General features: G+C 37.0%; 21 protein-coding genes. 16 read left to right on the plus strand and 5 right to left on the minus strand.

The window, feature by feature from the left end; all coding sequences use genetic code 11:
• Window positions 1-30: 30 nt before the first annotated feature.
• Entirely contained in the window at window positions 31-210 is a 180-nt protein-coding gene (locus tag R2Q70_RS02070) for a hypothetical protein (protein ID WP_316806017.1), read from the minus strand.
• A gap of 431 nt (window positions 211-641) precedes the next feature.
• Here R2Q70_RS02070 and R2Q70_RS02075 point away from each other — a divergent pair, with 431 nt between their 5' ends.
• Both R2Q70_RS02075 and R2Q70_RS02080 read left to right on the plus strand, forming a co-directional pair.
• Window positions 642-2,342 (plus strand): glycoside hydrolase family 3 protein, encoded by a 1,701-nt coding sequence (locus R2Q70_RS02075; protein WP_316806018.1) that lies wholly within the window; start codon window positions 642-644, stop codon window positions 2,340-2,342.
• 267 nt (window positions 2,343-2,609) lie between these two features.
• Complete coding sequence (locus R2Q70_RS02080; RefSeq protein ID WP_010601400.1) at window positions 2,610-2,822, plus strand: hypothetical protein; 213 nt, start codon at window positions 2,610-2,612, stop codon at window positions 2,820-2,822.
• Window positions 2,823-2,893: 71 nt separating this feature from the next.
• Here the strand turns inward: R2Q70_RS02080 and R2Q70_RS02085 are convergent, their stop codons facing one another.
• Window positions 2,894-3,427, minus strand: a complete 534-nt coding sequence (locus R2Q70_RS02085; RefSeq protein ID WP_316806019.1) for a thioredoxin family protein — start codon at window positions 3,425-3,427, stop codon at window positions 2,894-2,896.
• 108 nt (window positions 3,428-3,535) lie between these two features.
• Between R2Q70_RS02085 and R2Q70_RS02090 the strand changes: the two genes are divergently transcribed.
• The 10 genes from R2Q70_RS02090 (at window position 3,536) to R2Q70_RS02135 (ending at window position 18,350) form a co-directional block, all read left to right on the plus strand.
• On the plus strand, window positions 3,536-4,192 hold the full coding sequence (locus R2Q70_RS02090) for a TatD family hydrolase (RefSeq protein WP_316806020.1): 657 nt from the start codon (window positions 3,536-3,538) through the stop codon (window positions 4,190-4,192).
• A gap of 192 nt (window positions 4,193-4,384) precedes the next feature.
• Window positions 4,385-5,179, plus strand: a complete 795-nt coding sequence (locus tag R2Q70_RS02095) for a tRNA threonylcarbamoyladenosine dehydratase (RefSeq protein WP_316806021.1) — start codon at window positions 4,385-4,387, stop codon at window positions 5,177-5,179.
• 176 nt (window positions 5,180-5,355) lie between these two features.
• Complete coding sequence (locus tag R2Q70_RS02100) at window positions 5,356-5,862, plus strand: endonuclease domain-containing protein (protein ID WP_316806022.1); 507 nt, start codon at window positions 5,356-5,358, stop codon at window positions 5,860-5,862.
• 195 nt (window positions 5,863-6,057) lie between these two features.
• The gene (locus R2Q70_RS02105; RefSeq protein ID WP_316806023.1) at window positions 6,058-9,297 is read left to right on the plus strand and encodes a UvrD-helicase domain-containing protein; all 3,240 of its coding nucleotides are present in this window, start codon (window positions 6,058-6,060) and stop codon (window positions 9,295-9,297) included.
• An 86-nt stretch (window positions 9,298-9,383) separates the two neighbouring features.
• Window positions 9,384-12,218: an outer membrane beta-barrel protein gene (locus tag R2Q70_RS02110; RefSeq protein ID WP_316806024.1), complete on the plus strand. Its 2,835-nt coding sequence runs from the start codon at window positions 9,384-9,386 to the stop codon at window positions 12,216-12,218.
• Window positions 12,219-12,239: 21 nt separating this feature from the next.
• Entirely contained in the window at window positions 12,240-15,104 is a 2,865-nt protein-coding gene (locus tag R2Q70_RS02115; RefSeq protein WP_316806025.1) for a PD-(D/E)XK nuclease family protein, read from the plus strand.
• Between the two features lie 680 nt (window positions 15,105-15,784).
• Entirely contained in the window at window positions 15,785-16,243 is a 459-nt protein-coding gene (gene tnpA, locus R2Q70_RS02120; RefSeq protein WP_316806026.1) for an IS200/IS605 family transposase, read from the plus strand.
• Window positions 16,244-16,246: 3 nt separating this feature from the next.
• A complete protein-coding gene (locus R2Q70_RS02125; RefSeq protein WP_316806027.1) occupies window positions 16,247-16,804 on the plus strand; it encodes a GNAT family N-acetyltransferase in 558 nt (185 codons plus the stop codon).
• A 5-nt stretch (window positions 16,805-16,809) separates the two neighbouring features.
• Complete coding sequence (locus R2Q70_RS02130) at window positions 16,810-17,166, plus strand: VOC family protein (RefSeq protein ID WP_316806028.1); 357 nt, start codon at window positions 16,810-16,812, stop codon at window positions 17,164-17,166.
• A 197-nt stretch (window positions 17,167-17,363) separates the two neighbouring features.
• Window positions 17,364-18,350, plus strand: a complete 987-nt coding sequence (locus R2Q70_RS02135) for a pyruvate dehydrogenase complex E1 component subunit beta (protein WP_316806029.1) — start codon at window positions 17,364-17,366, stop codon at window positions 18,348-18,350.
• A 141-nt stretch (window positions 18,351-18,491) separates the two neighbouring features.
• Here the strand turns inward: R2Q70_RS02135 and R2Q70_RS02140 are convergent, their stop codons facing one another.
• Complete coding sequence (locus R2Q70_RS02140; RefSeq protein WP_010602651.1) at window positions 18,492-18,836, minus strand: hypothetical protein; 345 nt, start codon at window positions 18,834-18,836, stop codon at window positions 18,492-18,494.
• A gap of 139 nt (window positions 18,837-18,975) precedes the next feature.
• Here R2Q70_RS02140 and R2Q70_RS02145 point away from each other — a divergent pair, with 139 nt between their 5' ends.
• The 3 genes from R2Q70_RS02145 to R2Q70_RS02155 all read left to right on the plus strand — a co-directional run bounded on the left by R2Q70_RS02145 (window position 18,976) and on the right by R2Q70_RS02155 (window position 21,839).
• Window positions 18,976-20,001, plus strand: a complete 1,026-nt coding sequence (locus R2Q70_RS02145; protein WP_316806030.1) for a Gfo/Idh/MocA family oxidoreductase — start codon at window positions 18,976-18,978, stop codon at window positions 19,999-20,001.
• 115 nt (window positions 20,002-20,116) lie between these two features.
• Entirely contained in the window at window positions 20,117-20,890 is a 774-nt protein-coding gene (locus R2Q70_RS02150; RefSeq protein ID WP_316806031.1) for a zinc-dependent peptidase, read from the plus strand.
• Window positions 20,891-20,939: 49 nt separating this feature from the next.
• On the plus strand, window positions 20,940-21,839 hold the full coding sequence (locus tag R2Q70_RS02155) for a DUF6263 family protein (protein WP_316806032.1): 900 nt from the start codon (window positions 20,940-20,942) through the stop codon (window positions 21,837-21,839).
• Here R2Q70_RS02155 and R2Q70_RS02160 read toward each other — a convergent pair.
• The gene (locus R2Q70_RS02160) at window positions 21,834-22,820 is read right to left on the minus strand and encodes an alpha/beta hydrolase (RefSeq protein ID WP_316806033.1); all 987 of its coding nucleotides are present in this window, start codon (window positions 22,818-22,820) and stop codon (window positions 21,834-21,836) included. The two genes, R2Q70_RS02155 and R2Q70_RS02160, sit on opposite strands and share 6 nt — an antisense overlap.
• A gap of 86 nt (window positions 22,821-22,906) precedes the next feature.
• On the opposite strand from R2Q70_RS02160, the gene hutH reads away from it, so the two are divergent.
• Window positions 22,907-24,388 carry a histidine ammonia-lyase gene (gene hutH, locus R2Q70_RS02165; protein WP_316806034.1) on the plus strand — a complete coding sequence of 494 codons (1,482 nt, stop codon included), beginning with the start codon at window positions 22,907-22,909 and terminating at the stop codon, window positions 24,386-24,388.
• A gap of 33 nt (window positions 24,389-24,421) precedes the next feature.
• Here the strand turns inward: hutH and R2Q70_RS02170 are convergent, their stop codons facing one another.
• Window positions 24,422-24,859, minus strand: coding sequence for an ankyrin repeat domain-containing protein (locus R2Q70_RS02170; RefSeq protein ID WP_316806035.1), 438 nt, complete (start codon window positions 24,857-24,859; stop codon window positions 24,422-24,424).
• Window positions 24,860-24,869: the final 10 nt, after the last annotated feature.

Raw genomic sequence — 24,869 nt, forward strand, 5'->3', positions numbered from 1 at the left:
CCATCTTACATTTTCCATCTTACATCTCAACTATTTCTTATTATCGTATTTACGCTGATTGTCTTTGTTTGAAGTCTGATCAGAACGTTGACCACCACCATTAGTAATTCCCTGATTTTTTTTATCCACTTTAACATCGTGGTTTGCTCTGTCTGCTATTGAACTTCCTTGTGTAGTTGGATTGTTCTTCGGTGTATTTACATTTTTCATGGCTATAAATTTTAGTTAAACATTATTCAAAGCGTTATTATATTAACTTTTGATTTTGCATTATGTTTTATTTTTTTTTGCAGCCCATGCTTCTTCCACCCAGTTTTGCTGTTTAAAACACAAGCCTTTGTTTTATAAACCTGATTGCCGTGGAAATACTTTTTGATGATTAACGAAAAAGATCGCCACGTCTGTTTGTTACAGCAATGACGATAAAACGAGAACGGCAGCACTGCAAAAAGATTGTAACAGAAAGCAGGACTACTGTTATGGTAGCATTACTGAGCGCCAGTTTTCAAAATTATTTAAGCGTACCTGATGATCATGAATTTCACAACTCATGCTGTTAAATTGTATTAAATCGATTACTTGGATTGGTTTTTGTTTTATTCGATTATTACTTATTAATTTAGCCGTTACAACAAAACAACGTGAAAAAGAACTTAATTCTCATTGCAATATTATGCATTGCTACCTTTTCGGCGCATGCGCAAAAGCCATCCTACTTACAAATGCTGGCCAACCAACCTAAATGGGTTGACTCTGTTTTTAAAAAATTAAACCGCCGGGAAAAAATTGCCCAGATGTTTTTTGTGCGGGCGCATACCAACCTGGGGCAAAAATATATCGATTCTGTTGGTCTGGTTATTAAAAAAGAGCAGTTGGGTGGTGTAATCTTTTTTCAAGGCGGACCTGTGCGACAGGCCCGAGCAACTAATGCTTACCAAAAAGTAAGTCATGTGCCATTAATTGTGGCGAATGATGGCGAATGGGGCTTAGGAATGCGTTTAGACAGTACCATTTCTTACCCTTACCAAATGACTTTAGGTGCGATACAGAATAAAGATTTAATTTACAAGATGGGGCAGGAAGTTGCTAAAGACTTCAAACGTTTGGGTATGCAAATGAACCTTGCGCCCGATGCCGACATTAATAACAATCCTAAAAATCCGGTAATTAATTACCGCTCATTCGGCGAAAATAAATTTAACGTTGCCACAAAAACGGCTGCCTACATGATGGGTATGCAAGATGGTGGCTTGCTGACAACCTTAAAACATTTCCCTGGTCATGGCGATACCGATGTAGATTCGCATTACGATTTGCCACAACTTACTTTCAGTGCTGCCCGTTTGGATAGCCTGGAAATGTATCCGTTTAAGGAGTTAATTAAGCAAGGTGCATCTGGCGTAATGATTGCGCACATGAATATTCCTTCGTTAGATAACACCCCAAATTTACCTTCAACATTGTCGAGGCCAATTGTTACCGGCATTTTAAAGCAACGTTTAGGCTTTAAAGGCTTAATTATTTCGGATGCAATGGATATGAAAGGTGTAGTTAAATATTTTAAAAACGGCGAAGCCGATGTGATGGGAATTATTGCCGGCAATGATATTTTAGAGCTTTCGGAAAATAGCGATCGGGCAATTAAATTAATCAGAAAAGAGATTAGGCATGGCAAAATTGATATGAATGCGATTGATGCCAGCGTTCGAAAAATTTTAACCGCAAAATATTGGGCGGGTTTAGCAAATCGTGATACCGTGGTAACGCAAGGTATTATTGCCGGAGTTAACCGCAACAGCAGCAATGCATTGGTGCAGGAGCTGGCAAATGCTTCGGTTACGATGCTAAGAGGAAAAGATTTTATCAAAAATATGGTTCCGATTAGAAGAACTGCAATTATCAGCATTGGCGTGCCGACGGTAACCAGATTTCAGAAAGAGATTTCGAAAGGATTTTACAATTCTGTTTATTATGTATTGGATAAAGATGCTACTGCCACGCAAATTTCAAATGTTGCCCGTGAAATCGGAGCATTCGATCAAATTATTGTAGGCATTCATGATAGCCGCTCCAGACCTGGTAATAACATCCCTTTGAATGCTGGGGTTAAAAATTTCATCAAAGAACTATCTACAAAAAACACTGTGTTTTCACTGTTTGCAAACCCATATAACTTATCTGCATTGCCAGGTTTAGAAAGTAGCAAAGGTTTGGTAGTGGCCTATCAAAAGGAAGATTACATGCAGGTTTCGGCAGCTGCCGTGATTAATAATCGCCTGGTACCAAAAGGAAAATTACCGGTAAGCATTTTGCCAAATTACAAGTTTGGCGATGGAATGTAAGAGCCGTCACAACCCTCTTCTAAAAGCGAGGGCTTAGCAAAATAAAAAATTAAATGCCAGATTTATTCGTCTGGCATTTTTTGTATAATTCATTCAGTACCCTTTCGTCTTTTCAAGTGGAAATTTATCAATAGAAGATGTAATTGATTGGCTGATTTAGTTTTAAAGATTTCTCGGCTTCGATCAAACTGACGATTTTAATATGATCTGGAAAAGTTAAAACAATTCTACACTTTGAGCCATTATCTATCTATAAAATTTAAAGTTATGATAGACCCAAAAGACGAAGATTATTCGAACGACCCGAACGATGCATTACGCAGAGAAGATGATACCGAAAACATCAATGAACTGGATGGCGACGACACCAACATTGAACATGATAAGGATATGTTGGAGCAAGCTGATGAAGCTTCGAGATCATCATACGAATTAAATGTAGATGACCTCAAAGATGATGAAGACGATTCAGATGATTAAAAAAGAAAGCCGAAAATTTCCAGATTTGTTTCTGAGAATTTTCGGCTTTTCAATTAAGCAATAGTTTCAGCTTATTTCGCCTTTGCTTTATAAGTTTCCGGATTAACAGCGGCGACTGTCCAACCTTTCAAAAATGAAATGGTTTTGTTCACATCATGCCCAACTTTCTTTTTCCCATTGGCACCGATTTCGTCTGTTTCTAAATAGGCCGAATTTTCGATATGTAGTACTTTACCCTTCCCATCTAAAACTACAAAAACCGGATAACCAAAACGATTAGGAAAACCTAAAAATTTCATGGCTTCATCGTTGTGATGTTCTTTATCCCAGTTAACCAAAACAAATTCATAATTATCGTTAATGGTTTGTTTCAAAACGGCAGTGGTATCAATCAGATTATGAAAAGCAATACACCAGGTACACCAGTTTCCTCCTACCTGAACGAGAACATGTTTATTTGCTTTTGCGGCTTTCTCAGTAGCAGCTTTTAGGTCGGCCATGGCATTTGCCTCAGGATTGTAAATGTGAACGCCCCCGGTTTTAGTCTGGCTAAATGCAGCTGTTGATATCAATATCGCAGCCAGTATGGTGAATAATTTCTTCATGATTTTAAGAATGATGAGACAAAAATAATAAAGTCGACTAACTTAATAGATTACCATCAAATTCTTTACAGAAGAAATACATTTTACAAAAGTTATCTTTGTGTCTTGATGGACTTTTTAGATATACATACGCATAAAAGTGCTCAGCGAAAAGGTGTGGCAAGTATCCAAAGTTTATCGCTAACAAGCGATATATTTTTGGCGATGCCGAAAACGAAACCAATCTCTATTGGCTTACATCCCTGGTATGCGTCACTAGAAAAACTGGACATTCAGCTAAAATATTTGAGTGTGCTGGCCAAACAGCCAAATGTGAGGTTGATCGGCGAATGTGGTTTGGATAAGCTAAAAGGCGAAAATCTGGAAAATCAAACCATTATTCTCGAAACTCAGGTTGCATTGGCTGAGCAATTGAATAAACCTTTGATTTTACATTGCGTTAAAGCATTCGCTGAATTGATTGAATTAAAGGAAAGATTACAGGTTAAAGTACCAATGATTATTCATGGTTTTAATAAGAATGAGGCGTTAGGGAAACAATTAATAGCAAAAGGCTTTTTACTATCCTTCGGAACATCAATTTTGAAAGAAAACTCAGGCGCTTCAAAACTTCTTGAAAGTTGTGATGATTTTTTTCTAGAAACTGATGATGCGGGAACCCCTATTGAAGAAATCTATGAAATGGCAGCTAATTTGAAAAAATGTTCGGTTGATGAACTGAAAGCACTTATTTTTGCGAACTGGAAAAATTTGAATTTAATTTAAAATAATTGCCACGGAAACACAGAAATCACGGAAGCTTTTAGAAACTTATTCCGCGTAAATCCTTGTTTCCGTAGCAAAGAAAAATAAAAACTTGAAAGCACTTATTTTTTGCAAACTGGAACAAACTGAGTTTGCTATAACCGTTTTTACCTTCAATTTTTACTTTTTACTTTACACTTTTTACTTAAAAAAATGTCTGATACAAGCTGGCTTTCACGCTCCGCCCTTTTAGTAGGTAACGATGGAATTGATAAACTTCAAGCCAAACACGTTTTAGTGATTGGTTTAGGTGGCGTAGGCTCTTTCGCGGCAGAATTTATTTGTCGTGCTGGCGTTGGCGAAATGACTATTGTTGATGGTGATGTGGTAGACCCAACCAACAGAAACAGACAGTTACCTGCTTTGGCTACCAATCACGGGGTTAGTAAAGCGGCCATTATGCAGGAGCGTTTATTAGCGATCAATCCGGAATTAAAACTCCATGTAGTAAATACCTTTTTAACTCCCGAGAAATGCCGAGAAATTCTGGAATCGAAATTTGATTACATTATGGATTGTATTGATAGTGTGATGCCGAAAATAACCTTGCTTTCTACTGCTTTGGAAAAAAACATTCCAATTGTAAGCTCGATGGGTGCGGGCGGTAAAATGGACCCGACAAAATTACGAGTTACTATGCTACCTGATACTTACCAATGTGTATTTGCAAGTTATGTGCGTAAGCGATTAAATAAACTTGTTGGAGCAGATAAAATCAAAGCAGTTTTCTCTACGGAGGAAATGGATAAAAATTCTATGATTATGACGGATGGCAGTAATTTTAAACGCTCTGCTTATGGAACGGTTTCTTATTTACCTGCAGCTTTCGGTGGTACTTGCGCATCTGTTGTAATCCGCGATTTATTAGGGTTGAAAATCGAAATGGCTGAACGGCCTGCAAGGATTAGCCGTAAAACTTTGATAAAGAGAAAAAAGAAAAGCAATTAAATTTCGGTTCGTGGAGACACGAACCATGACGGTAAAAGAAATCATAGTAGCTTATCAGCACATTGTGGATATCCTGATTTCGGGAAAATTTTAAATTGTTGTAAGTTAGGTTTGGAAAAAGAACCACCCCGCCTTACAGGCACCCCTCCAAAGGAGGGGAATAAAACCCATAGCAAATGAGTCAGTTTATTAACAACCCCGCCAATCTAGGGCCTCAGCATTCCCCTCCTTTGGAGGGGTGTCCGCAGGACGGGTTGGTTAGTAATCAGGAATCTAAAAACTATTACGTAATTAACGATGTAATTGTCCATCATCAACCAAAATTAAACCTGCCTTGTAATATAAAATTAAAAGATAGAGCCAAATCATTACGCTACGCCGAAAACTTAACCGAAGTTCTATTCTGGATGCAAATCACAAAAAGGAGATTTCATAAAATAGATTTCGATAGACAAAGAATTATTGGAAATTACATTGTAGATTTTTACATTAAAAAGTTAGGCTTAATTATCGAAATTGATGGCTCGAGCCATGATGATAAAGAATTTTATGATCAAGCCAGAGAAGCATATTTTATATCTCTTGGCCTAAAGATTTATAGAATTTCTGTTGATGATGTGATGAAAAATATGGATTTTGCACTTATAGGGTTGGAAAATTATATTATTGATGAATATACATAATTGGTGATTTAAGATAGAAAATAACCACCCCGCCTTATAGTCACCCCTCCAAAGAAGGGGAATTACAAATACCAGAAAAACCAGCTAAAAAAAATGCACAGACCTAATAACACATCTGCAAGTTTAGGCACCCAGCATTCCCCTCCCCTGGAGGGGTGTCCGCAGGACGGGGTGGTTACCTTAAAAAGATAAAATATGCCTCAACCCCTTAAAATCCTTCAAGCTTCTGCCGGTTCCGGTAAAACGTTCAGTTTAACTGCCCATTACCTAACCTTGCTTTTTTCTGGTGAAAATAAATACCGAGAAATTTTAGCCGTAACCTTTACCAACAAGGCTACTGAAGAAATGAAATCCAGAATTTTAGAGGTTTTGGTTGGTTTAGCTCAGGGAAATCCTTCGAGTAAAATTGAAGATTACCGTAAACTGATTTTAAAGGCTTACCCGGCACTCGAAGCTGAAAGCTTAAAACAAAAAGCAGATAAAATTTATCGAAAAATCCTCCACGACTATAGTCGCTTTTCGGTGAGTACCATTGACGGTTTTGTGCAAAAAGTAATTCGTGGTTTTGCATTTGAATTAGGTTTAAACGCCGATTATAATTTAGAAATGAATTATGATAAGGTGAAAGATGATTTGGTAAATAAACTCGATGAAGCCTTAAACGATAATAAACAGCTTTTACAGTGGATTATCGATTTAGCGATTGAACGCATCAGTGATAATAAAAGCTGGAATTATAAAATTGAATTGTACAATCTGATTGGAGAAATTTTCTCTGAACGTTTTCAGATTTTCGAATCGGCTGTGGAAGAGTTAGGGCTCGAAAACATTGATGAACTTTTCAAAAAATACATCAGCGTTACCAAGGATGAAATCAAAAATTTCGAAAGTGAAATTATCCAGCTGGCTAAAGATGCGCATGAGGCACTTGAAGTTTTAGGTGTAGAAACCGACCATCTGAAAGGAAAATCCAGAAGTCCGCTTACTAAATTAATTGTTATTGCCCGCGGCGATTTTTCGAAAATAGATTCGATTTTCAATATCATTGATGAACCTGAAGAATGGTTTCAGAAAAATGCTGGCGTAGCTGAAGCCTATGATACGATTAATCCGATTCTACGGAAGATTAAAACGCATTATCAATCGCATTTACCCAATTATCAGCTTGCCATCGCTTTTAACAAAAACCTTTATTATTTGCGGTTAATGCAGGAAATTGCGGTTTTGTTAAAAGAATATCGGGCAGAGAATGATAATCTTTTAATCAGCGATGCGCAAAAATTAATCTCTGGAATTACTGAAGATGCAGGCGATAATCCTTCCTTCATTTGGGAGAAAGTTGGTAACCGATACCGCAACTTCCTATTCGATGAATTTCAGGATACGTCGACCAGTCAGTGGGGAAGTTTTAAATCGCTTTTAACCAATGCCATTGCAACCCCAAGTTTAGATTTGACCGACCATTTAATTGTTGGCGATACCAAACAATCCATTTATCGCTGGCGAAATGGCGACTGGAACATCTTACACAAACATGCCAGAACCGATGTTGGTGCGCACAATGTAATTGAAGATAGCCTGGAAGAAAATTATCGCAGCACGGAGAACATCATCTCTTTTAATAATTTCCTCTATCGCTCTATTCCCATTACCCTGCAAAATGAGTTAAATCAGAATTTAGAAACTAAGCCTGAAAGTATTTCAGACTGGTGGAAGGCTAATCACTACCATTCGATCATCACTGATATTTACGCAGGCTCTAAACAAAATTTCGCCACCAATACCGGTAAAGGCGGAACGATAAAAATTAAAAAATTCGGTAAAGACCATGCGCCAGATGAAGCTCGTTTTTCGGAAACCGTTTATCGCGACATTGCTTTAAACGATGTAATTGAGGAAATTTTTCATTTAAAAAACGAGCAGAACTATGCCTTGAAAGACATCGCCATTTTGGTGCGTTCGAATAGTGAAGCCATGCTCACAGTTCAGAAACTGATGGAGCAAAAACTGCCTGTATTGTCTGGAGATGCGTTGTTAATTTCGAATAACTCGGCGGTTCAGCTCATCATCAATACATTAAAAGCATTGATTGGTTTGGATTCGCAAACCGCATTATACAAGGCCAATTGCATTGCGCTCTACCATTCGCTACAGGAAAAGGAGGCCAACGCAAACCATTACCTAAACTTAAACAACGTTTCATTAAGCACGTTAACGAATGTTTTACCAAAATCGCTTTGCGAAAACTGGCAATCGTGGTTACAACTACCACTACCAGAATTAGTAGAAATTTTGCTCGAGGCTTACGATTTAAAAAATTTTACCCAACACCTTCCCTACTTATTGGCTTTTAGAGATTTAACAGCAAATGCTGGGAAACTGGGCGAAAAAGGCATTATTTCATTTCTAACCTGGTGGGATGAAGATGGCGTTAAAAAGTCGCTTCCGTCTCCGGAAGGTGCAGATGCGATACAGATTATCACCATCCATAAATCAAAAGGTTTGGCTTTTAGGGCTGTTTTTGTTCCTTTCTGCAATTGGGAAGTGAAAGGCAAAACAAACTCAACTTTCTGGGTTTCATCAGAAGATACCGTTTACAAAGAACTTCGCGGCATTCCATTAAAATACAATAAGGATTTAGCCGATTCATCCATCGCGAAAGCGTATTATGAAGAATTGCTTTACAACAACATGGATGCATTAAATATGCTTTATGTAGCCACAACGCGTTCTAAAGATTTTCTTTACATCGCTACCATGGGCAAAGCAGAACCAAAGGGAAATAAAGAGATGAGTTTATCTAATATGGGTGATGTGATTAATCTCACTTTTGAAAACGAGTTTGATGAAAATGGTGTTTATGAAATTGTAGATTATGTATCTATTGAGACCAAACCTGTGGGCTTAAATTTCATTGATTTAAAAAGTTATCCAACAACCTCCCGATTATCTGAACTTTATATTCCATCCGAAGAGAAGCATTTAAAACATTTGGTTAACATCGAGAAATCTGGAAGAAAAGGTTCTTTGCTTCATGATATTCTGGCCAGTGCAACTACCGAAAAAGGAGTAGAAGACTACACCAACAACCTCGTTTTACAGGGAGTGATTAAGGATGAAGAAAAGCAAAAACTCATTGATTCGGCGCTGGAAGTTTTAAATCATGAGGGACTAAAAGAAATTTTGAATAAAGCAACAGAAAGTATTGTAGAGAAGAATATTATTGATGCTAATGGCAAACTTCATCGTCCAGACAGGGTGTTGATTAATGCCAATGAAGTCATTATTCTGGATTATAAATTCACCCTGGAAAAAAGTGAAAAACACGCTGCTCAAGTATTGAAATACAAAGATTTGTTAACAGAAATGGGTTATGAAAATATTCATGCTTATTTATTTTATGCAGTTAACAAAGAGTTGCAAATTGTTTTTTAGCTTCGGGACATTAAGTGGTCACTGCTTATGGAAAATGGAAATTTATTCCATCATAAACCTAAATCATACCCAATATTAAACGCTCCGTGAAAATCTTATACCTAACGCTCTCTATATTTTTCCTGCTCTTTGGCAAAAGTCTTTACGCACAAAATGCGTGTAAGGTGAATGGTCATGTGGTAGATTCTACTCAAAAAGCATTGGAAAACATTACCATTAAATTAATTAGCGATAAAGATTCGATTTTAACTACTTCTGATGCAAAGGGATATTTTTCTTTTGCAAAGGTTAGCGGCAAACAAATTACAGTTAGAATTGGCAGCATGGGCTTTAGAACATACGTGGCTAATTACACGATAAAGCCTGATATGCAAGAGATTGACCTGGGCACAATTACATTAAAAACCGGCGAAATAAACTTACCAGATGTTGTAATTCGGGGCAAACCGATAGCGATCAAATATAAACAGGATACGGTGGAATATGATGCCGCTGCATTTCATGTTCAGGAAGAAGATCGGGTTACGGATTTACTCAGGCAGCTTCCGGGAGTAGAGATAGATGAAAATGAAAATGTTACTGCAATGGGTAAAAGCATGACTAAACTGAGGGTTAATGGTCGTGATTTTTTTACCAGCGATGTTAAAGACTTTATCAATAAACTTCCGGCAGAAATTGTTGCTAAAATACAAGTGATTGACGATTATGGAGACCAGGCAAATTTTACTGGAATAAAAGCAGGTGAGTCGAATAAAATGCTCAACATCGTAACCAAGCCGGGTATGGATAAGGGGAAATTTGGTGGTTTATCTACAAGGGCTGGAACAAACAAACAAATTGGCGGCAGTGGAAATGTGAGTTTATGGAACGGCACAAAGCAATCTAGCGGAAGTTTGGATTATGGCATTGCAAACAACGGGGCCGGTACATCAGAAAATAGAAGTGCTGGCTTATCATACAACAACAAAGTTGGCAAAAACACCAATTTACAAGTGAATTATAACTATAATGGAAGCAATAATGATTCTGAAAGCATCCAGCTTGTAGAGACCGTAAATACACTGGGTAAATTAAACAGTCGACTTGAAAATGCAAGTAGTTCGGCCAATGGCGGACAATCCATCAATTTATATATCAACCAAACAAGTAAGAAAATATATTTAACAGGCGGGTTAAATGTTAATTATAACCATTCCAAATCGCAATCGAACTCTTTTAATTCACAAACTGGTTTTAGCAGACAAGATTTCAAAAACAATTCTGATAATAGCAACAGGTCTCCATCTGTCAGGGCTCATCTTGATTTCTCTAAAAAGCTTAAGAAAAATAGCTTATCAGGAAATTTTTCATTTTACAACGCTACCAATAGTTCTGACAGAAATATATTAACAAATACATTATACTATAGTGCAAGCGGTGTTTTAGAAAAAGACTCACTTTTAAACAGAACAGTAAATACAGATGGAAATAATAAACAATTAAACCTGGGTTTAAATTATAGTTTTTTCTTGAAACGAGATACCATAAGCATGAAAAGCTTAACCCTTGCTTATCGTGGATCTGTAAATATAACGGAAAGCGATTTGCAAACCTTTGTGCTCAATCCGCTTACACTCGTAAGTGCAAAAGTAGATTCGTTAAGTGTTTTCACTCAAAATACATCAGTTAACCAAACCTTAAATTTGGGTTATTATCAATCGAGTAAAAAAGACAGACTAAACGCCGGAGTAAACATTCAACCTAACCAAATCAAGAATTTCTATCCAGAACTAAATAGCACTTTTCAGAATAATTACATTAATTTATCGCCGTCCTTAAACTACAGTAGAACCATAAATTCATCAAAATCATTAGGCATAAATTACAGCGGACAAAATAACAATCCATCAATTTTTCAACTACAACCGGTTAAAAACACACAAAATTTGCAAAATATTGTGGTTGGTAATCCAAATCTAAAATCTTCATTCAGCCATTCTATTTCAGCCAGCTACAATTATTTTGGAAAAAAGAGCAATATTTCCATACAAACGGGTTTTGCATTTAGCAGCACCAGCAATGAAATTGTAAATAATATTATCATTATTCCAGATACGCTCGGTGCCTTTAAACAAGAAACTCGGTTTGAAAACGTAAATGGAAATTATAATACAAGCCTAAATTATAATTTAAATATTCCATTTTCAGAAAGGAAATATTCGCTTTCCATTAGCGGATCTGGAGGAAATTCGAGAAAAACTGCAATTGTAGATAACGAAAAAAGTTTCAATACCGGGATTAATTTTTCACAAAATATATCTGCCTCTTTTAATACTAAAAAATTTAATACCAATGTTGGCATAGGTTATAATTTCACTACAAATAACGACAATGGTTTCGGACAATTCCCAGGTATCCAAACGCCAACCAATTTATTTTTTAATACTGGTCAATCATTTTTTACCACGAAAAGTTTCAATGGTCGTATATCAGCTTCTCTAAGGTTGAAAACTTTTCGGTTAAACTTCAACAGCAGTTATAATAATGCCAAAAACAACAATAATAGCAGTAATGCATCACCAAATTTAAATACACGAACACAATCGCTTAACTTTGGTTCATCAGGTAACTTAACTTTTTTAAAAAGTTACAATCTTGACTTTAGTGCCAATAAGCGAATTAATAAAGGCTATAATTTAACTAACGTAAATCCTTTGCTAATTAATTTGGGGATTGGCAAATCGTTTCTTAAAAGCAAGTCGCTAAATTGTAGTTTAAATGTTAGCGATTTACTCAATGAAGGAAATAATATATCGCAAAGCGTTGTTGGAAACTCAATTATAGAAAGTAGAAATAACCAGGTAAAACGTGTAGTATCTTTAGGCTTAAACTATAACCTTTCAAATTTTGGAGGTAAAAATTATAGGTTGAGAACCGATTAAGCGCAAATAAAATTTTATTGAATGAAACCATTTTTACAAGAAGTTGCAGAAGATTTAGTGACCAGATTTGGAAACCAGCTGGAAAACTGTGCAATTGTTTTTAATAATAAAAGACCAGCCGCGTATTTGCAAAAACACTTTGCCGATATTATTGGAAAGCCGTTTTTTAGCCCTTCATTTTTTACCATACAGGAGTTTTTTGCCTGCTCAACCAGTTATAAAATTGCCGATTTTTATTTGCAGTTTTTCACCTTACATCGAATATATAATCAGCTATTGGCCGAAGAAAAACTGGAAACCATTTCCAGTCATAAGTTTTTTCCGCTAGCAAAAATTATTTTAAGCGATTTTAACCAGATTGATGCAGATTTAGTTGATGCGGAAAAACTATACCGCGATCTTGAAGATATTTCTGTCATCAACCAGGATTTCGATTATTTAAGTCCGGAGCAATACCAGTTTCTCTCTCAATTCTGGACATCCTACTCAGAAGGAAAGCACAAAAAGCAACAGGAGCTTTTTATCAAAATGTGGCGAAGGATGCCTAAACTTTACCATAAATTTCATGCTACACTGAAAGAACAAGGTTATTTAACCAATGGTTCAGTTTATCGCCATTTGGCCGATGACATTACCAGTCACCAGGAATTTATTTCAAATTTTGATAAAGGCAAAATCATCTTCGTTGGTTTCAATGCCTTGAGCAGTGCCGAAGCCAAAATTTTCACACAGTTACAGGAATCTGAAAAAGCATTGTTTTATTTTGATGCAGACAGCTATTATTTAGATGATGTTTCACAGGAGGCAGGTTTGTTCTTGAGAAAAAACTTAAATCTGCTCGGCTTGAAAAATGAATTTGCAGCACAAGCAAGTTCGATGAAAACGCAGCAACATGATGTAAATGTCTTCAAAGTTCAGGGCCAATCGGCTCAGGCGAAAATCCTCAATAATATCTTGGAAGAAGATTATACCAATGCAGAAGCTGTTGGCAAAACAGTAGTAGTTTTGGCTGATGAAAGTCTGCTCATTCCTACTTTACAAACCATTCCTACAAGTTATAAGGGTTCAGCAATCGACCTAAATGTTACTATGGGTTTTGCCTTGTCAACCTCCAGTATTTTTGGTTTGGTAGATTTGTGGTTGACCAGTCAGCTGGAAATTCTGCAAGGCGACAGCGTGACTTACAAAAACGTTGAGGCATTTTTAACCCATCCATTAACAGGCTTAACGCAAAAAATGCGTGATAAGATTCTGACTGCTTTGTTAGCCGAAAATCAGGTTGAAATTGAACATAAACGTTTGCTCAGACAAAGCGGTTTATTTGAGGTTTTCTATAAGAAAATTGAAAACCCACAGTTTGTGGTGACCAATTTATTGGAGGTTTTGGACTTCGTTTTAACCCGGTTATCGAATGCAAAAACGCTTAAAAAAATCGATGCAGAACTATTCGTAAAAACCATTCAGGAGTTGAATCGATTACATGATACCTTCAGCAATCACATCAGCAAAGAAGAAATTCCATTTGTTATTTATTTGGTTCAGAAGTCGCTACAAGCCATCGCGGTACCATTATCGGGCGACCCGCTAAATGGCATTCAGGTAATGGGTTTACTCGAAACCCGGAATTTAAACTTTGATAAAGTGGTTATTTTGGGCTTCAATGAAGGTATTATCCCGAAATCATCCATCGGGAACAGTTTCATTCCCGATTCTATCCGCCGGGTTTATGGCTTGCCGGTTTTGGAAAACTTAGATGCCATTTCATCTTACATGGTTTACCGGCTGATGCAAAGGGCAAAAAACATCAACTTTGTTTACAATAGCCTAACGGATGAATCAACATCAGGCGAAGCCAGCAGAATTTTAAAGCAACTGGAGTATGAAAGTGGTTTCAATTTCACTTATAATGAATTAAATCTCGAAGTAAAAACAGAGGAATTTAAAGAAGTGCATATTGAGAAAACGGGTAATGCATTTATTCAGGAAACCCTGCAAAAATATCTCGACAAGAAGAAAATCCTTTCGCCTTCGGCTTTAACACAGTACATCTCCAACCCTATTGATTTTTTCTTTAACTACATCGCCGGTATTAAAGAACCTAAAGAAATTAGTGCCGTTGTAGAAGCGAACGAAATTGGTTCGATTTTACACAAGGTGATGGAATACTTCTATCAGGATTTACAAAGCGCAGAAATTACTGCAGAGAGAATTAAAGAAAGGAAGAAATTAGTACCTCAATTAATTCAAAAAGCTTTCAATGCGGTAATGTTTAATCATCCTGATCTGGTGATGGAATATAAAGGTATGCAGAAAGTGATTCTTGCCATTGTTGATGCTTATGTAAATATCATTCTAAATCAAGACATTACGCAAACGCCATTTACAATTATAAGTTTAGAACATAAAGTAGAAGCTGAAATCAGTTTCCCTTTGAATGGGAGGGAAGAAAGTGTTAAAATTTTCGGATATATTGATCGAGTGGATGTAAAAGACGGCGTTACAAAAATTGTAGATTATAAAACCGGAAGTGATAAACTGGCTTTTAAGGATGTTGATGAACTTTTCAACTCGGATGGAAAACATATTAATAAAGCGCTGATTCAAACCTTGCTTTATACTTATGCTTATGAGCAATCGGCTAATAAAACCTGTGTTGAACCAAATTTGTATATTGTAAAAACCATGAACGACCCGATATATGGAGGTGTTTGGTTTAAATCTAACCGTCAGGTTTTACGTGGCGACTTTTTAGAAGAAATTAAACCTTTGTTTTTAGCTCGATTAAGAGAAAAGCTAGCTGAATTATTTGGTGCGCCTTATTTTAAAGCCAGCGAGATTCCTGATAACTACAAATATTCTATTTATAAAACGCTGTTTGGGAAGTAGGGTTATTTAACCGCAAAGGAAGGTAAGGAAATACGCAAAGAACGCTAAGCTTTACGAAAGGTTAACCACAGAGCACACAAAGAAATACACCGAGCGCACAAAGCTAATAGCCTAAAAGTGGTAAAAAACATTCTCTAACAGCAATTGCGAGCAGAAAATCGCAAAGAATATTAAGAATGAAGTGAGTACAAATAGATTCGGCTGAAGCCTAGTTTTCTTACTTGCATCCGTTGGTTGAAACCAACGGCAATGAAGGAATATCAATACGCCCTTTGCATGATGATTCCTCTTCAATCAAAATTAGCTAATTGAATTGAGCACATCGCTATAGGCACAATCCATTTCTTTGCCGTTGGTTTCAACCAAAGGCAAGCCTAAAGCGAATTATTAGCTTATCATTATTGCGAGGTATAGCCTGCCCCGATATTTCGGGGAAGCAATCTTTAAGCGAATTTATAAACCTATTTGAAAAAAGCTAAAGGAAATAGACTCGGCTGAAGCCTAGTTTTCTTACTTGCATCCGTTGGTTGAAACCAACGGCAATGAAGGAATATCAATACGCCCTTTGCATGATGATTCCTCTTCAATCAAAATTAGCTAATTGAATTGAGCACATCGCTGTAGGCACAATCCATTTCTTTGCCGTTGGTTTCAACCAACGGACAAAAATTATTCTTATATTGGCTTTAGCCAAAATATTAATTATGTCGTATGTGAAAATTTGGGTGCACCTGGTGTTCTCAACAAAAAACCGACATCCCTATTTAACAAAGAACATCCGTTATAAACTTCAAAATCACATTATCCAAAATTGTCGAGAAAAATCTATTTTTCTAAAAGCTATAAATGGTTATACAGAACACTTGCATTGTTTAATATCATTAGGAAAAGAACAAAACATTGCTAAAATTGCACAACTCATTAAAGGCGAATCTGCACATTGGATTAATAAAAACAGATTAACCGATGAACCATTTATTTGGCAAGATGATTATTTTGCGGTTTCCGTAGGTGAATCTCAATTAGAAACCGTGACAAACTATATCAAAAATCAAGAGGCACATCACGAAAAAAAATCATTTGTAATGGAACTAGAAGAATTCGCAGATAAGTATAAATTTGAAATAAGAAATGAATAAAAAATGCTTATCCTCAACTTTACCAAATTTCCAATTTTAGAAACCGAAAGATTAATCCTTCGTGAGCATGTGCTTGCTGATGCCGAAACGCTGTTTGCCATGCGCACCAACGAAACGGTGATGAAATATATTGACCGCGAAAGACCGAGAGATTTAATGGAAATTAAAACCTTTATCACCACTTTTAACGAAGGCTTTGAAAATGGCGATAATTTAGCCTGGGTAATTGCCCTAAAAGAAAATCCAAATGAAATGATTGGCTCCATCGGTTACTGGCGAACAGATTATGCAAATCATCGGGCAGAAATTGGTTACATGCTCCATCCCGATTACTGGCGAAAAGGAATCATTTCCGAAGCAGTCAAACGGACAATAAATTTTGGGTTTGAAGACATGAATTTACACACCATCAAAGCGAATATTAACATAGAAAATAATGCATCAAGGCAGATGCTTATCAAACATGGTTTTATTAAAGAGGCACACTTTAAACAAGATTATTATTTCAGGGGGCAATTTCTGGATAGCGAAATTTATGGGTTGATTAATCCTAATCATTAAAAAATATGTTCAAAGCCGCAGTACCAATTCTAGCATCACTTAATACCGAGGAAACCATTAAATTTTATACCGAAAAATTAGGTTTCACTTTTCATTCTGAATGGGATGGTTATTTAATTTTTAGTAGAGACGGCATCAATTTACATTTCTGGTCGACCGATAATCCAGACTATCCTAAAAATACAGGCTGCTACATTAATGTCACCGAAGTTGATCAGCTTTATGCAGAATACAAAGTTCATCAGGTCATCCATCCCGAAGGCGCAATAAAAGATATGCCCTGGGAAATGAGGCAGTTTTCAATATTGGATAACAATGGAAATATTATCCATTTTGGCGAAGATATTTCGGAAAAACTATAAACTTTAATACAATTACGAGGTGATTACATGATATCCGCAATATAATTTTCGAATATTAAATAAAGTCGGAAGTTATTGTTGGTCATGCACTAAAAACCTGCCCTCAATCAACCATAATTATTACAAAATACACGCATTATTGCCTTTGGTTTCAATGCTTTTAATAATTATATTTGCCACCGTTATTAAAATTTACAATGAGAGAAATCCAATTTAGAGAAGCACTACGCGAAGCCATGAGCGAAGAAATGCGTAAAGATGACCGCGTTTTTTTATTAGGTGAAGAAGTAGCAGAATATAATGGAGCGTACAAAGTAAGTCAGGGCATGCTTGATGAATTTGGTGCGAAACGTATTATCGATACCCCGATTGCCGAACTAGGTTTCGCTGGTATTGCAACTGGTGCTGCAACTGCAGGCCTTATTCCAATTGTGGAGTTCATGACGTTTAACTTCTCATTAGTAGCCATCGATCAAATTATTAACGGTGCCGCTAAAATTTTATCAATGAGTGGTGGTCAGTTTTCATGCCCTATGGTTTTCCGCGGCCCAACAGGTAACGCTGGTCAATTAGGTGCACAGCACTCTCAAAACTTCGAAAACTGGTTTGCAAACACTCCAGGTTTAAAAGTGGTGGTTCCATCAACCCCTTACGATGCTAAAGGTTTATTAAAACAAGCTATCATTGATCCAGATCCGGTTATTTTCATGGAATCTGAAGTAATGTATGGTGATAAAGGTGATGTTCCTGCTGAAGAGTATTACATCGAATTTGGTAAAGCAAACGTAACCAAACAAGGTACTGATGTAACCATTGTAACTTTCGGTAAAATGTTAACCCGTGTGGTAAATCCAGCTGTTGAAGAATTAACTAAAGAAGGAATCAATGTTGAGGTGATCGACTTACGTACTGTTCGTCCTATTGATTACGATACCATTATCGAATCTGTTAAGAAAACGAACCGTTTAGTGGTTGTAGAAGAAGCCTGGCCACTGGCATCACTTTCTGGTGAAATTGCTTTCATGGTTCAAAAAAGAGCTTTCGATTATTTAGATGCGCCGGTTTTACGTATCACTTGTGCTGATGTTCCGCTTCCATATTCACCAACTTTAATTGCTGCCAGCTTACCAAATGCTGAAAAAGTAGTTAAAGCGGTTAAAGAAGTAATGTACGCTACAAAATAATATTAACGGTCTGCCTTGAGCCCTCTGGTAATATCGGAGAAGTAAAGGATGACTAAAGCATAAAAAAACCTCCAAATGAATTTGGAGGTTTTTTTATGCTTTTTTTAAACTGATTGTATCTTTTACATCAACAATCGATTATCAGGAATAGATATCTTCAAAATAACTTACCACTAAAGATTTCATTAGCATTTCTTGCTCAAGCATGGTATAAGGTGGAATTGCTTTAACGAGTTTCCAATGCGGCCAGCCATCCTGATCTACGCCTTCCAACTCATAAAAATCCATCTCACTGAGCAAACGACAAGTTGCAATATGCATCAGCTCTTCCTTTTGTCTTTTGCTATATTTCTTCGGACCTTTCCCTAGCTCCTGCACACCAATTAAAAACAGCATCACTTTCAAGTCTGGAAAATCAGAATCAAACTCCTGAGCAATTCGCTCTTGTAAAACTTTCCACTTGGCATTAATCTCTGATGGTTTCATGCTGCAAAGATAAGGTTAAAAAGAACGAAGCTAAAAGATGAAACCAGAAAGCCGAAACTTTGACTTTAAAAAGTAAAACTTTTATCATTCAACGTTTTCGATAGCCCGCCAAAAAGTATTTTTGGCTACATTTATCTTTATGAGTACAGATTCAAAAAAAACTATTACAGCGGGCTTATTGGCATACGGCATGTCGGGAAAGGTATTTCATGCCCCGTTTTTAGATACCCACGAAGGATTTTCGCTAAAAGCGGTTGTTGAGCGTAGCAAAAAAAATGCTGTAAACGATTATCCTCAAATTATAAGTTATAATAGTGTAGATGAACTTTTAAACGATGAAGAAATTGAGTTAGTGGTAGTAAATACACCCAACAACCTTCATTACGAGCACTCGAAAGCAGCACTGTTAAAAGGAAAAAATATTCTAGTTGAAAAACCCTTTACAGCTACGTCTGCTCAGGCTAAAGAGTTATTTAACCTGGCCGATGAGGTGAATAAACAGATCATATTTTATCAAAACCGCCGTTGGGACAGCGACTTTACATCAGTTAAAAAAGTTCTGGCAAGTGGCAAGCTTGGAAAGCTGAATGAAATGCATTTGCGTTACGATCGCTACAGGAATGTTATTGGCCCGAAAGCATTTAAAGAACAAGCCATTGAGGCAAGCGGCTTGATTTACGATTTAGGTCCTCACCTCTTAGACCAGGTGATCAGCCTTTTCGGCAAACCGTTAAATTATCATAAAATTTTGGGTAAAAACAGAGCAGGTACAGCTGTTGATGATTACTTCAGCATCCAGCTCACTTATCCTGATAGTGTTTTTGTGTTTGTTACTTCCAGTATGTTGGTTGTTAATCCGCAGGCAGCCTTTGTTCTACATGGCGTTAATGGAAGTTTCATTAAACAAAGAGCCGATATTCAGGAAGAACAATTGCTTGCCGGCATGAAACTTAACGATGAAGGCTACGGCGTTGAGTTGAAGGGAAATGAAGGCATACTAACTACAATCGATGCTGAAGGAAATAAAACAAAAGAAGTCATTCCCTCGGAACTGGGGAGTTATTTGCCATTATTTGATGCAGCATACCTGGCGTTAACCCATGTAAAACCTTACCCAGTTACCAGAGAAGATATCATTACCCAGTTGGAAATTCTGGAAAGTTAAATCGGCTTGAACTGGCTTTGATTGTGACTATCGCTTCCACTCAAAGCCAATTCATCCTTCCCGGTCTCCTCTTTTCCGCAAAAACCCAACTCAATACCACATCAATAAACCAAATATGAATTCACTGCCCTTTGCGTATCTTATCCCTATATTTTTAATTGCGCTTTATCTAATCCTCAAAAAAAAGAAGCCAAAAATTGATCCTTTAACTGATACCGATAAAAAGATTCTGGATGATTACGTAGCGTATTACCACAATTTAGATTCGACAGATAAATTAAGGTTTGAAGAGAAAGTAGCCACATTTTTTGCTACCGTTAAAATCGAACCTGTGGGATTGGAGATGACCACCTTAGATGAGCTTCTGATTGCTTCGAGTGCAGTGATTCCAATTTTCGGTTTCACAGACTGGCAATATAAAAACCTAAGTACAGTGTTATTATATCCTGATACCTTTGACCAGGATTTTCAGTTTGAGGGTGGGGAAAGGCAAATTATGGGCATGGTGGGAAGTGGTTACATGAACGGACAAATGATTTTATCTCGTTCGGCCCTGCGACACGGGTTTTCTAAAAGTGCTGGAAAAGAAAATACAGCAATACACGAATTTGTGCATCTTTTAGATAAATCTGATGGCGCTACCGATGGTGTTCCGGAAAACTTGATGGCTCACGAATATACTTTGCCATGGATAAAAATGATGCATGAGGAAATGCAGAAAATTGAAGATAATAAATCGGATATTAATCCGTACGCCATTACCAACCAGGCTGAGTTTTTTGCAGTGGTTTCTGAATATTTCTTTGAAAAACCAGATTTATTAAAAGATAAACATCCAGATTTGTATCATCAGTTAACAAGGATATTTTCTCAGCAACCTGCTGGCTAAAAAAATAATCGTCATATTTAATCTCCAAAATTTAAAACCATCTGCCCAAATGAAAACATTCAAAATATTTCTTCTCTTTCTTTTATCCCTTTCATTTGGCGCATTTGCACAAAAGCCCTATGTATTAAAGCAAAACTTACCTATTGGGAAAAAATATAATTTTGCTATGGCTTCTGATCAAATTATCAATCAGGAAATTTCCGGCCAGAAAATAAACCTCACCCAAACCATCGGAACTGATTATACCTTCGATATTAGAAATGGCAGCGATTTGGATAAGGATATTGATGTAGTGTACAATCGAATTTTTATGAAATCGTCGGCCATGGGAAATACGATGGCCATGGATTCGGATGATGCCGATACAACCAAAAAAAATCCTTTCCGTGGGATAAAAGGCGCATCTTTCAGAATGGTGATGGCACCTGATGGCTCCATAAAATCATTAACCGGAATTGATGCCATGTTAACCCGCATGGCTTCGAAAATGTCGAAAGATTCTGCGGTGATGATTAGTATAAAGGCATCATTGGCCAAGCAGTTTAATGCTGAAAGCATGAAACAAACCATGGAGTCATCGCTAAAAGTCTATCCGGAAAAACCAGTTAAAATTGGCGACAGCTGGACCGTTGATACCAAGATGCAAATGACGATGCCCATCGAAACGATTACAAAATACACCCTTAAAGATGTGAAAAATGGCATTGCTTACCTGAATATTTCAGGAACACTAACTTCTAAAGGCGATTTTGAAACCATGGGTAACAAGATGCAAACCGATTTAACTGGAACCAACAACGGCGACGCCGAACTCGATTTAAAAAGTGGCTTAATCCTTAAAAGTCATTTACGTATGGAAATGAATGGTACCATGACGGCAATGGGACAAAAAATTAATTTTGAGCTGCAAGGCATTAACAAAATTGTAGGTAAAGAACTCTCGTTATAAACTTCCCGTAAGTGCCACCAAAAATTCTGTAGGTATTTCGATGTGCGGAATATGTCCGCAAGCTTCGAATTCTATAATTTTTGCGCCCGGAATTTTTGCTGCAGTTTGCTTGCCTAAAAACCGATATTGCCCATGTAAAACCTGCTGATCAGGTGTCAGGAGCCTTTTTCCAACAATTGTTTTATCTTCCTTTCCAATAAATAAAACCGTTGGCACTTTCAGGTTTTGGAATTCATAAACCACAGGCTGCTCGTAAATCATGGTAAAGGTCATGGCGGCAACCTTTGCCCAACGTGGATAATCTGCACTAAATGTAACACCTCCGGCAATATTGACCAGATACTCATATTCTGGTTTCCAATACGTAAAGTATGAGCTTTGATAATATTTTCGAACGCTTTCTGCAGTTGTTTTTAATTCGGTTTGATACTGCTGTTGCGTATTTACATAAGGCACAAACGTTTTATAATCCTCTAATCCAATCGGGTTTTCAAGTAATAATTTCTCAGTTGTATTAGGGTAAAGTAAAGCAAAACGTGTGGCCAACATGCCGCCCATGCTGTGGCCAAGCACCACAGTTTTCTGTATGCCCAGGGTATCAAGTAACTTTTTGTTCCAGGCCGCCAGCTGATGGAAACTGTAATGAATAAAAGGTTTTGATGATTTTCCAAAACCAATTTGATCGGGAACAATTACCCGATAACCGATCGCTGTTAAAGCCTTGATTACATTGCCCCAATAGTAACCGCCAAAATTTTTTCCATGAAATAAAATCGCTGTTTTACCATTGGCTGCTATTGTCGGCGCCACATCCATATAAGCCATTTTTATATCTTGACCTTCTGTGCTCAGTGGTAAAAATTTCACAGGGTATGGATATTTCACGTTTTCTAAAGTGATAGAAAGTGTATCTGTTTTTTGCGCTCTTGATGATGTTAAAATAAATAAGGTAAGTGCAAGTACAATAAAAATTTTCTTCATGAGTAAAATATTTTGTGCGATGATGAAAAGCGAATCGGCCTAATTTAATACTTATTTATACTTTTGGGCAACCAAATAGTTTAAATATGCCTGTTTTTTATATTAGCGAACAGCCGCTAACATTAAATGTTTTAAAAGAAATTATTCTGAAAAACAAGCCAATTGCCTTAAGCCAAGAATCTGTTGAGCGCATTCAAAAATGCAGAAATTACCTAAACGACAAACTAAAACGCCATGAAGAGCCGATCTATGGAATAAACACCGGTTTTGGCTATTTACAAAATATAAAAATTGAGGAAGAAAACTTAACCAAATTACAGCATAATTTATTGCTTTCTCATGCCTGCGGTACCGGAACGGAAGTGCCTCAAGAGATTGTAAAGTTAATGTTGCTTTTAAAAATTCAGTCTTTGAGTTATGGTTATTCTGCCATTGCACTTGCTACGGCACAACGCTTGGTTGATTTTTACAACCACGATATTTTGCCTGTTGTTTACACACAAGGGTCGCTAGGTGCATCGGGCGATTTAGCTCCATTGGCACACCTGGCACTTCCGTTAATTGGCGAAGGCGAGATAAATTATAAAGGGCAAAGGCTTAACACTGCTAAACTTTATGAACAGTTGAACTGGCAACCTTTATCCCTTCAATCTAAAGAAGGATTGGCTTTAATTAATGGCACTCAGTTTATGAGCGCTTATGGCATTCATATTCTGCTAAAGGCTGAAAATTTAAGTCGTTGGGCCGATCAGCTTGCTGCCATGTCCATTGATGCTTTTGATTGCAGGGTTGATCCATTTGATCATTTAAGTCATCAAATCAGGCCGCATAAGGGGCAGCTGGAAACCGCAAAAAACATTAAAGATCTTTTGCATGGTAGTGAAATAATCGACCGCAGCGGAAAACAGACTCAGGATCCATATTCGTTTCGTTGCGTGCCACAGGTGCATGGCGCAAGCAAGGATGCCATAACATATGTAAGAACGGTATTTGAAACCGAAATCAATTCCGTAACAGATAATCCTAATGTTTTCCCTGATGAAGACCGAATTATTTCTGCCGGCAACTTCCATGGACAACCATTGGCTTTAAGTCTGGATTTTTTGTGCATCGCTTTGGCAGAATTAGGTTCCATTTCCGAAAGGCGGGTATTTCAACTTATTTCAGGTCAAAGAAATTTGCGGCCATTTTTAATTAAAGATGCAGGATTAAATTCAGGTTTAATGATTGCACAATATACCGCAGCATCAATTGTAAGTGAAAATAAACAATTGTGCACACCTTCATCTGTTGATAGCATTGTAAGCAGCAATGGCCAGGAAGATCATGTAAGCATGGGCGCAAACGGTGCAACAAAATGTTTGCGGGTGGTAAATAACCTCGAAAATATTCTGGCGATCGAACTGCTTACTGCTGCCCAGGCCTTAGACTTTCGAAAGCCTTTAAAATCGTCTCCGAAAATTGAGCAAATTATTTCGGCCTACCGGAAAAGCGTAAGCTTCAACAACGCCGACCGTATTTTGGCAGAAGACATTAAAAAATCTGTTGTTTATATTCAACAGCACTAAAAGCGTAGCTTCCAAAATGGAAGCTACGCAACATTATTTCGAAAGATAGTCGATCAACTCTTTCTTCTCGTATTTTCGGGCGTAATCAAGAGCGGTTTTTCCTTCCCGATTTTTCAATCCAATATTTGCACCGGCTTTTACTAAAGCCTTGGCAGCTTCTAATTCGCCATATTTAGCGGCATACATCAAGGGACTTTTATCATCACAGATTTTATTTACATCTGCTTTAATCGAAATTAAATCTTGTAAAATCTTAATCGACTTGCTTCTGATGCTGATTGCAAATAAAGAATACGGCTTCTGTTCGAGCAATAAACACGAATCTACAACGATTTTATCTTCCTGAAGTGCTCGTTTAAATAAGCTTACATCATCAGTTTTAAACGCTTGTTTTAGGTTGGAAGATATATTTTGAGCTTTAGTTAAAAAGACAGCCAGGATGAGAAAGCTACTGATTATTAATGTTTTCATATTGTTTAAA

The sequence above is a fragment of the Pedobacter agri genome, assembly GCF_032678665.1.
GTDB lineage: Bacteria > Bacteroidota > Bacteroidia > Sphingobacteriales > Sphingobacteriaceae > Pedobacter > Pedobacter agri_A.

Coding starts and splice junctions, on each gene's coding strand:
- R2Q70_RS02100 (WP_316806022.1), top strand. CDS start 5,356: ATGAGTCAGTTTATTAACAACCCCGCCAATCTAGGGCCTCAGCATTCC.
- R2Q70_RS02090 (WP_316806020.1), top strand. CDS start 3,536: ATGGACTTTTTAGATATACATACGCATAAAAGTGCTCAGCGAAAAGGT.
- R2Q70_RS02135 (WP_316806029.1), top strand. CDS start 17,364: ATGAGAGAAATCCAATTTAGAGAAGCACTACGCGAAGCCATGAGCGAA.
- R2Q70_RS02105 (WP_316806023.1), top strand. CDS start 6,058: ATGCCTCAACCCCTTAAAATCCTTCAAGCTTCTGCCGGTTCCGGTAAA.
- R2Q70_RS02095 (WP_316806021.1), top strand. CDS start 4,385: ATGTCTGATACAAGCTGGCTTTCACGCTCCGCCCTTTTAGTAGGTAAC.
- hutH (WP_316806034.1), top strand. CDS start 22,907: ATGCCTGTTTTTTATATTAGCGAACAGCCGCTAACATTAAATGTTTTA.
- R2Q70_RS02085 (WP_316806019.1), bottom strand. CDS start 3,427: ATGAAGAAATTATTCACCATACTGGCTGCGATATTGATATCAACAGCT.
- R2Q70_RS02145 (WP_316806030.1), top strand. CDS start 18,976: ATGAGTACAGATTCAAAAAAAACTATTACAGCGGGCTTATTGGCATAC.
- R2Q70_RS02115 (WP_316806025.1), top strand. CDS start 12,240: ATGAAACCATTTTTACAAGAAGTTGCAGAAGATTTAGTGACCAGATTT.
- R2Q70_RS02125 (WP_316806027.1), top strand. CDS start 16,247: ATGCTTATCCTCAACTTTACCAAATTTCCAATTTTAGAAACCGAAAGA.
- R2Q70_RS02155 (WP_316806032.1), top strand. CDS start 20,940: ATGAAAACATTCAAAATATTTCTTCTCTTTCTTTTATCCCTTTCATTT.
- R2Q70_RS02080 (WP_010601400.1), top strand. CDS start 2,610: ATGATAGACCCAAAAGACGAAGATTATTCGAACGACCCGAACGATGCA.
- R2Q70_RS02160 (WP_316806033.1), bottom strand. CDS start 22,820: ATGAAGAAAATTTTTATTGTACTTGCACTTACCTTATTTATTTTAACA.
- R2Q70_RS02130 (WP_316806028.1), top strand. CDS start 16,810: ATGTTCAAAGCCGCAGTACCAATTCTAGCATCACTTAATACCGAGGAA.
- R2Q70_RS02140 (WP_010602651.1), bottom strand. CDS start 18,836: ATGAAACCATCAGAGATTAATGCCAAGTGGAAAGTTTTACAAGAGCGA.
- R2Q70_RS02170 (WP_316806035.1), bottom strand. CDS start 24,859: ATGAAAACATTAATAATCAGTAGCTTTCTCATCCTGGCTGTCTTTTTA.
- R2Q70_RS02070 (WP_316806017.1), bottom strand. CDS start 210: ATGAAAAATGTAAATACACCGAAGAACAATCCAACTACACAAGGAAGT.
- R2Q70_RS02150 (WP_316806031.1), top strand. CDS start 20,117: ATGAATTCACTGCCCTTTGCGTATCTTATCCCTATATTTTTAATTGCG.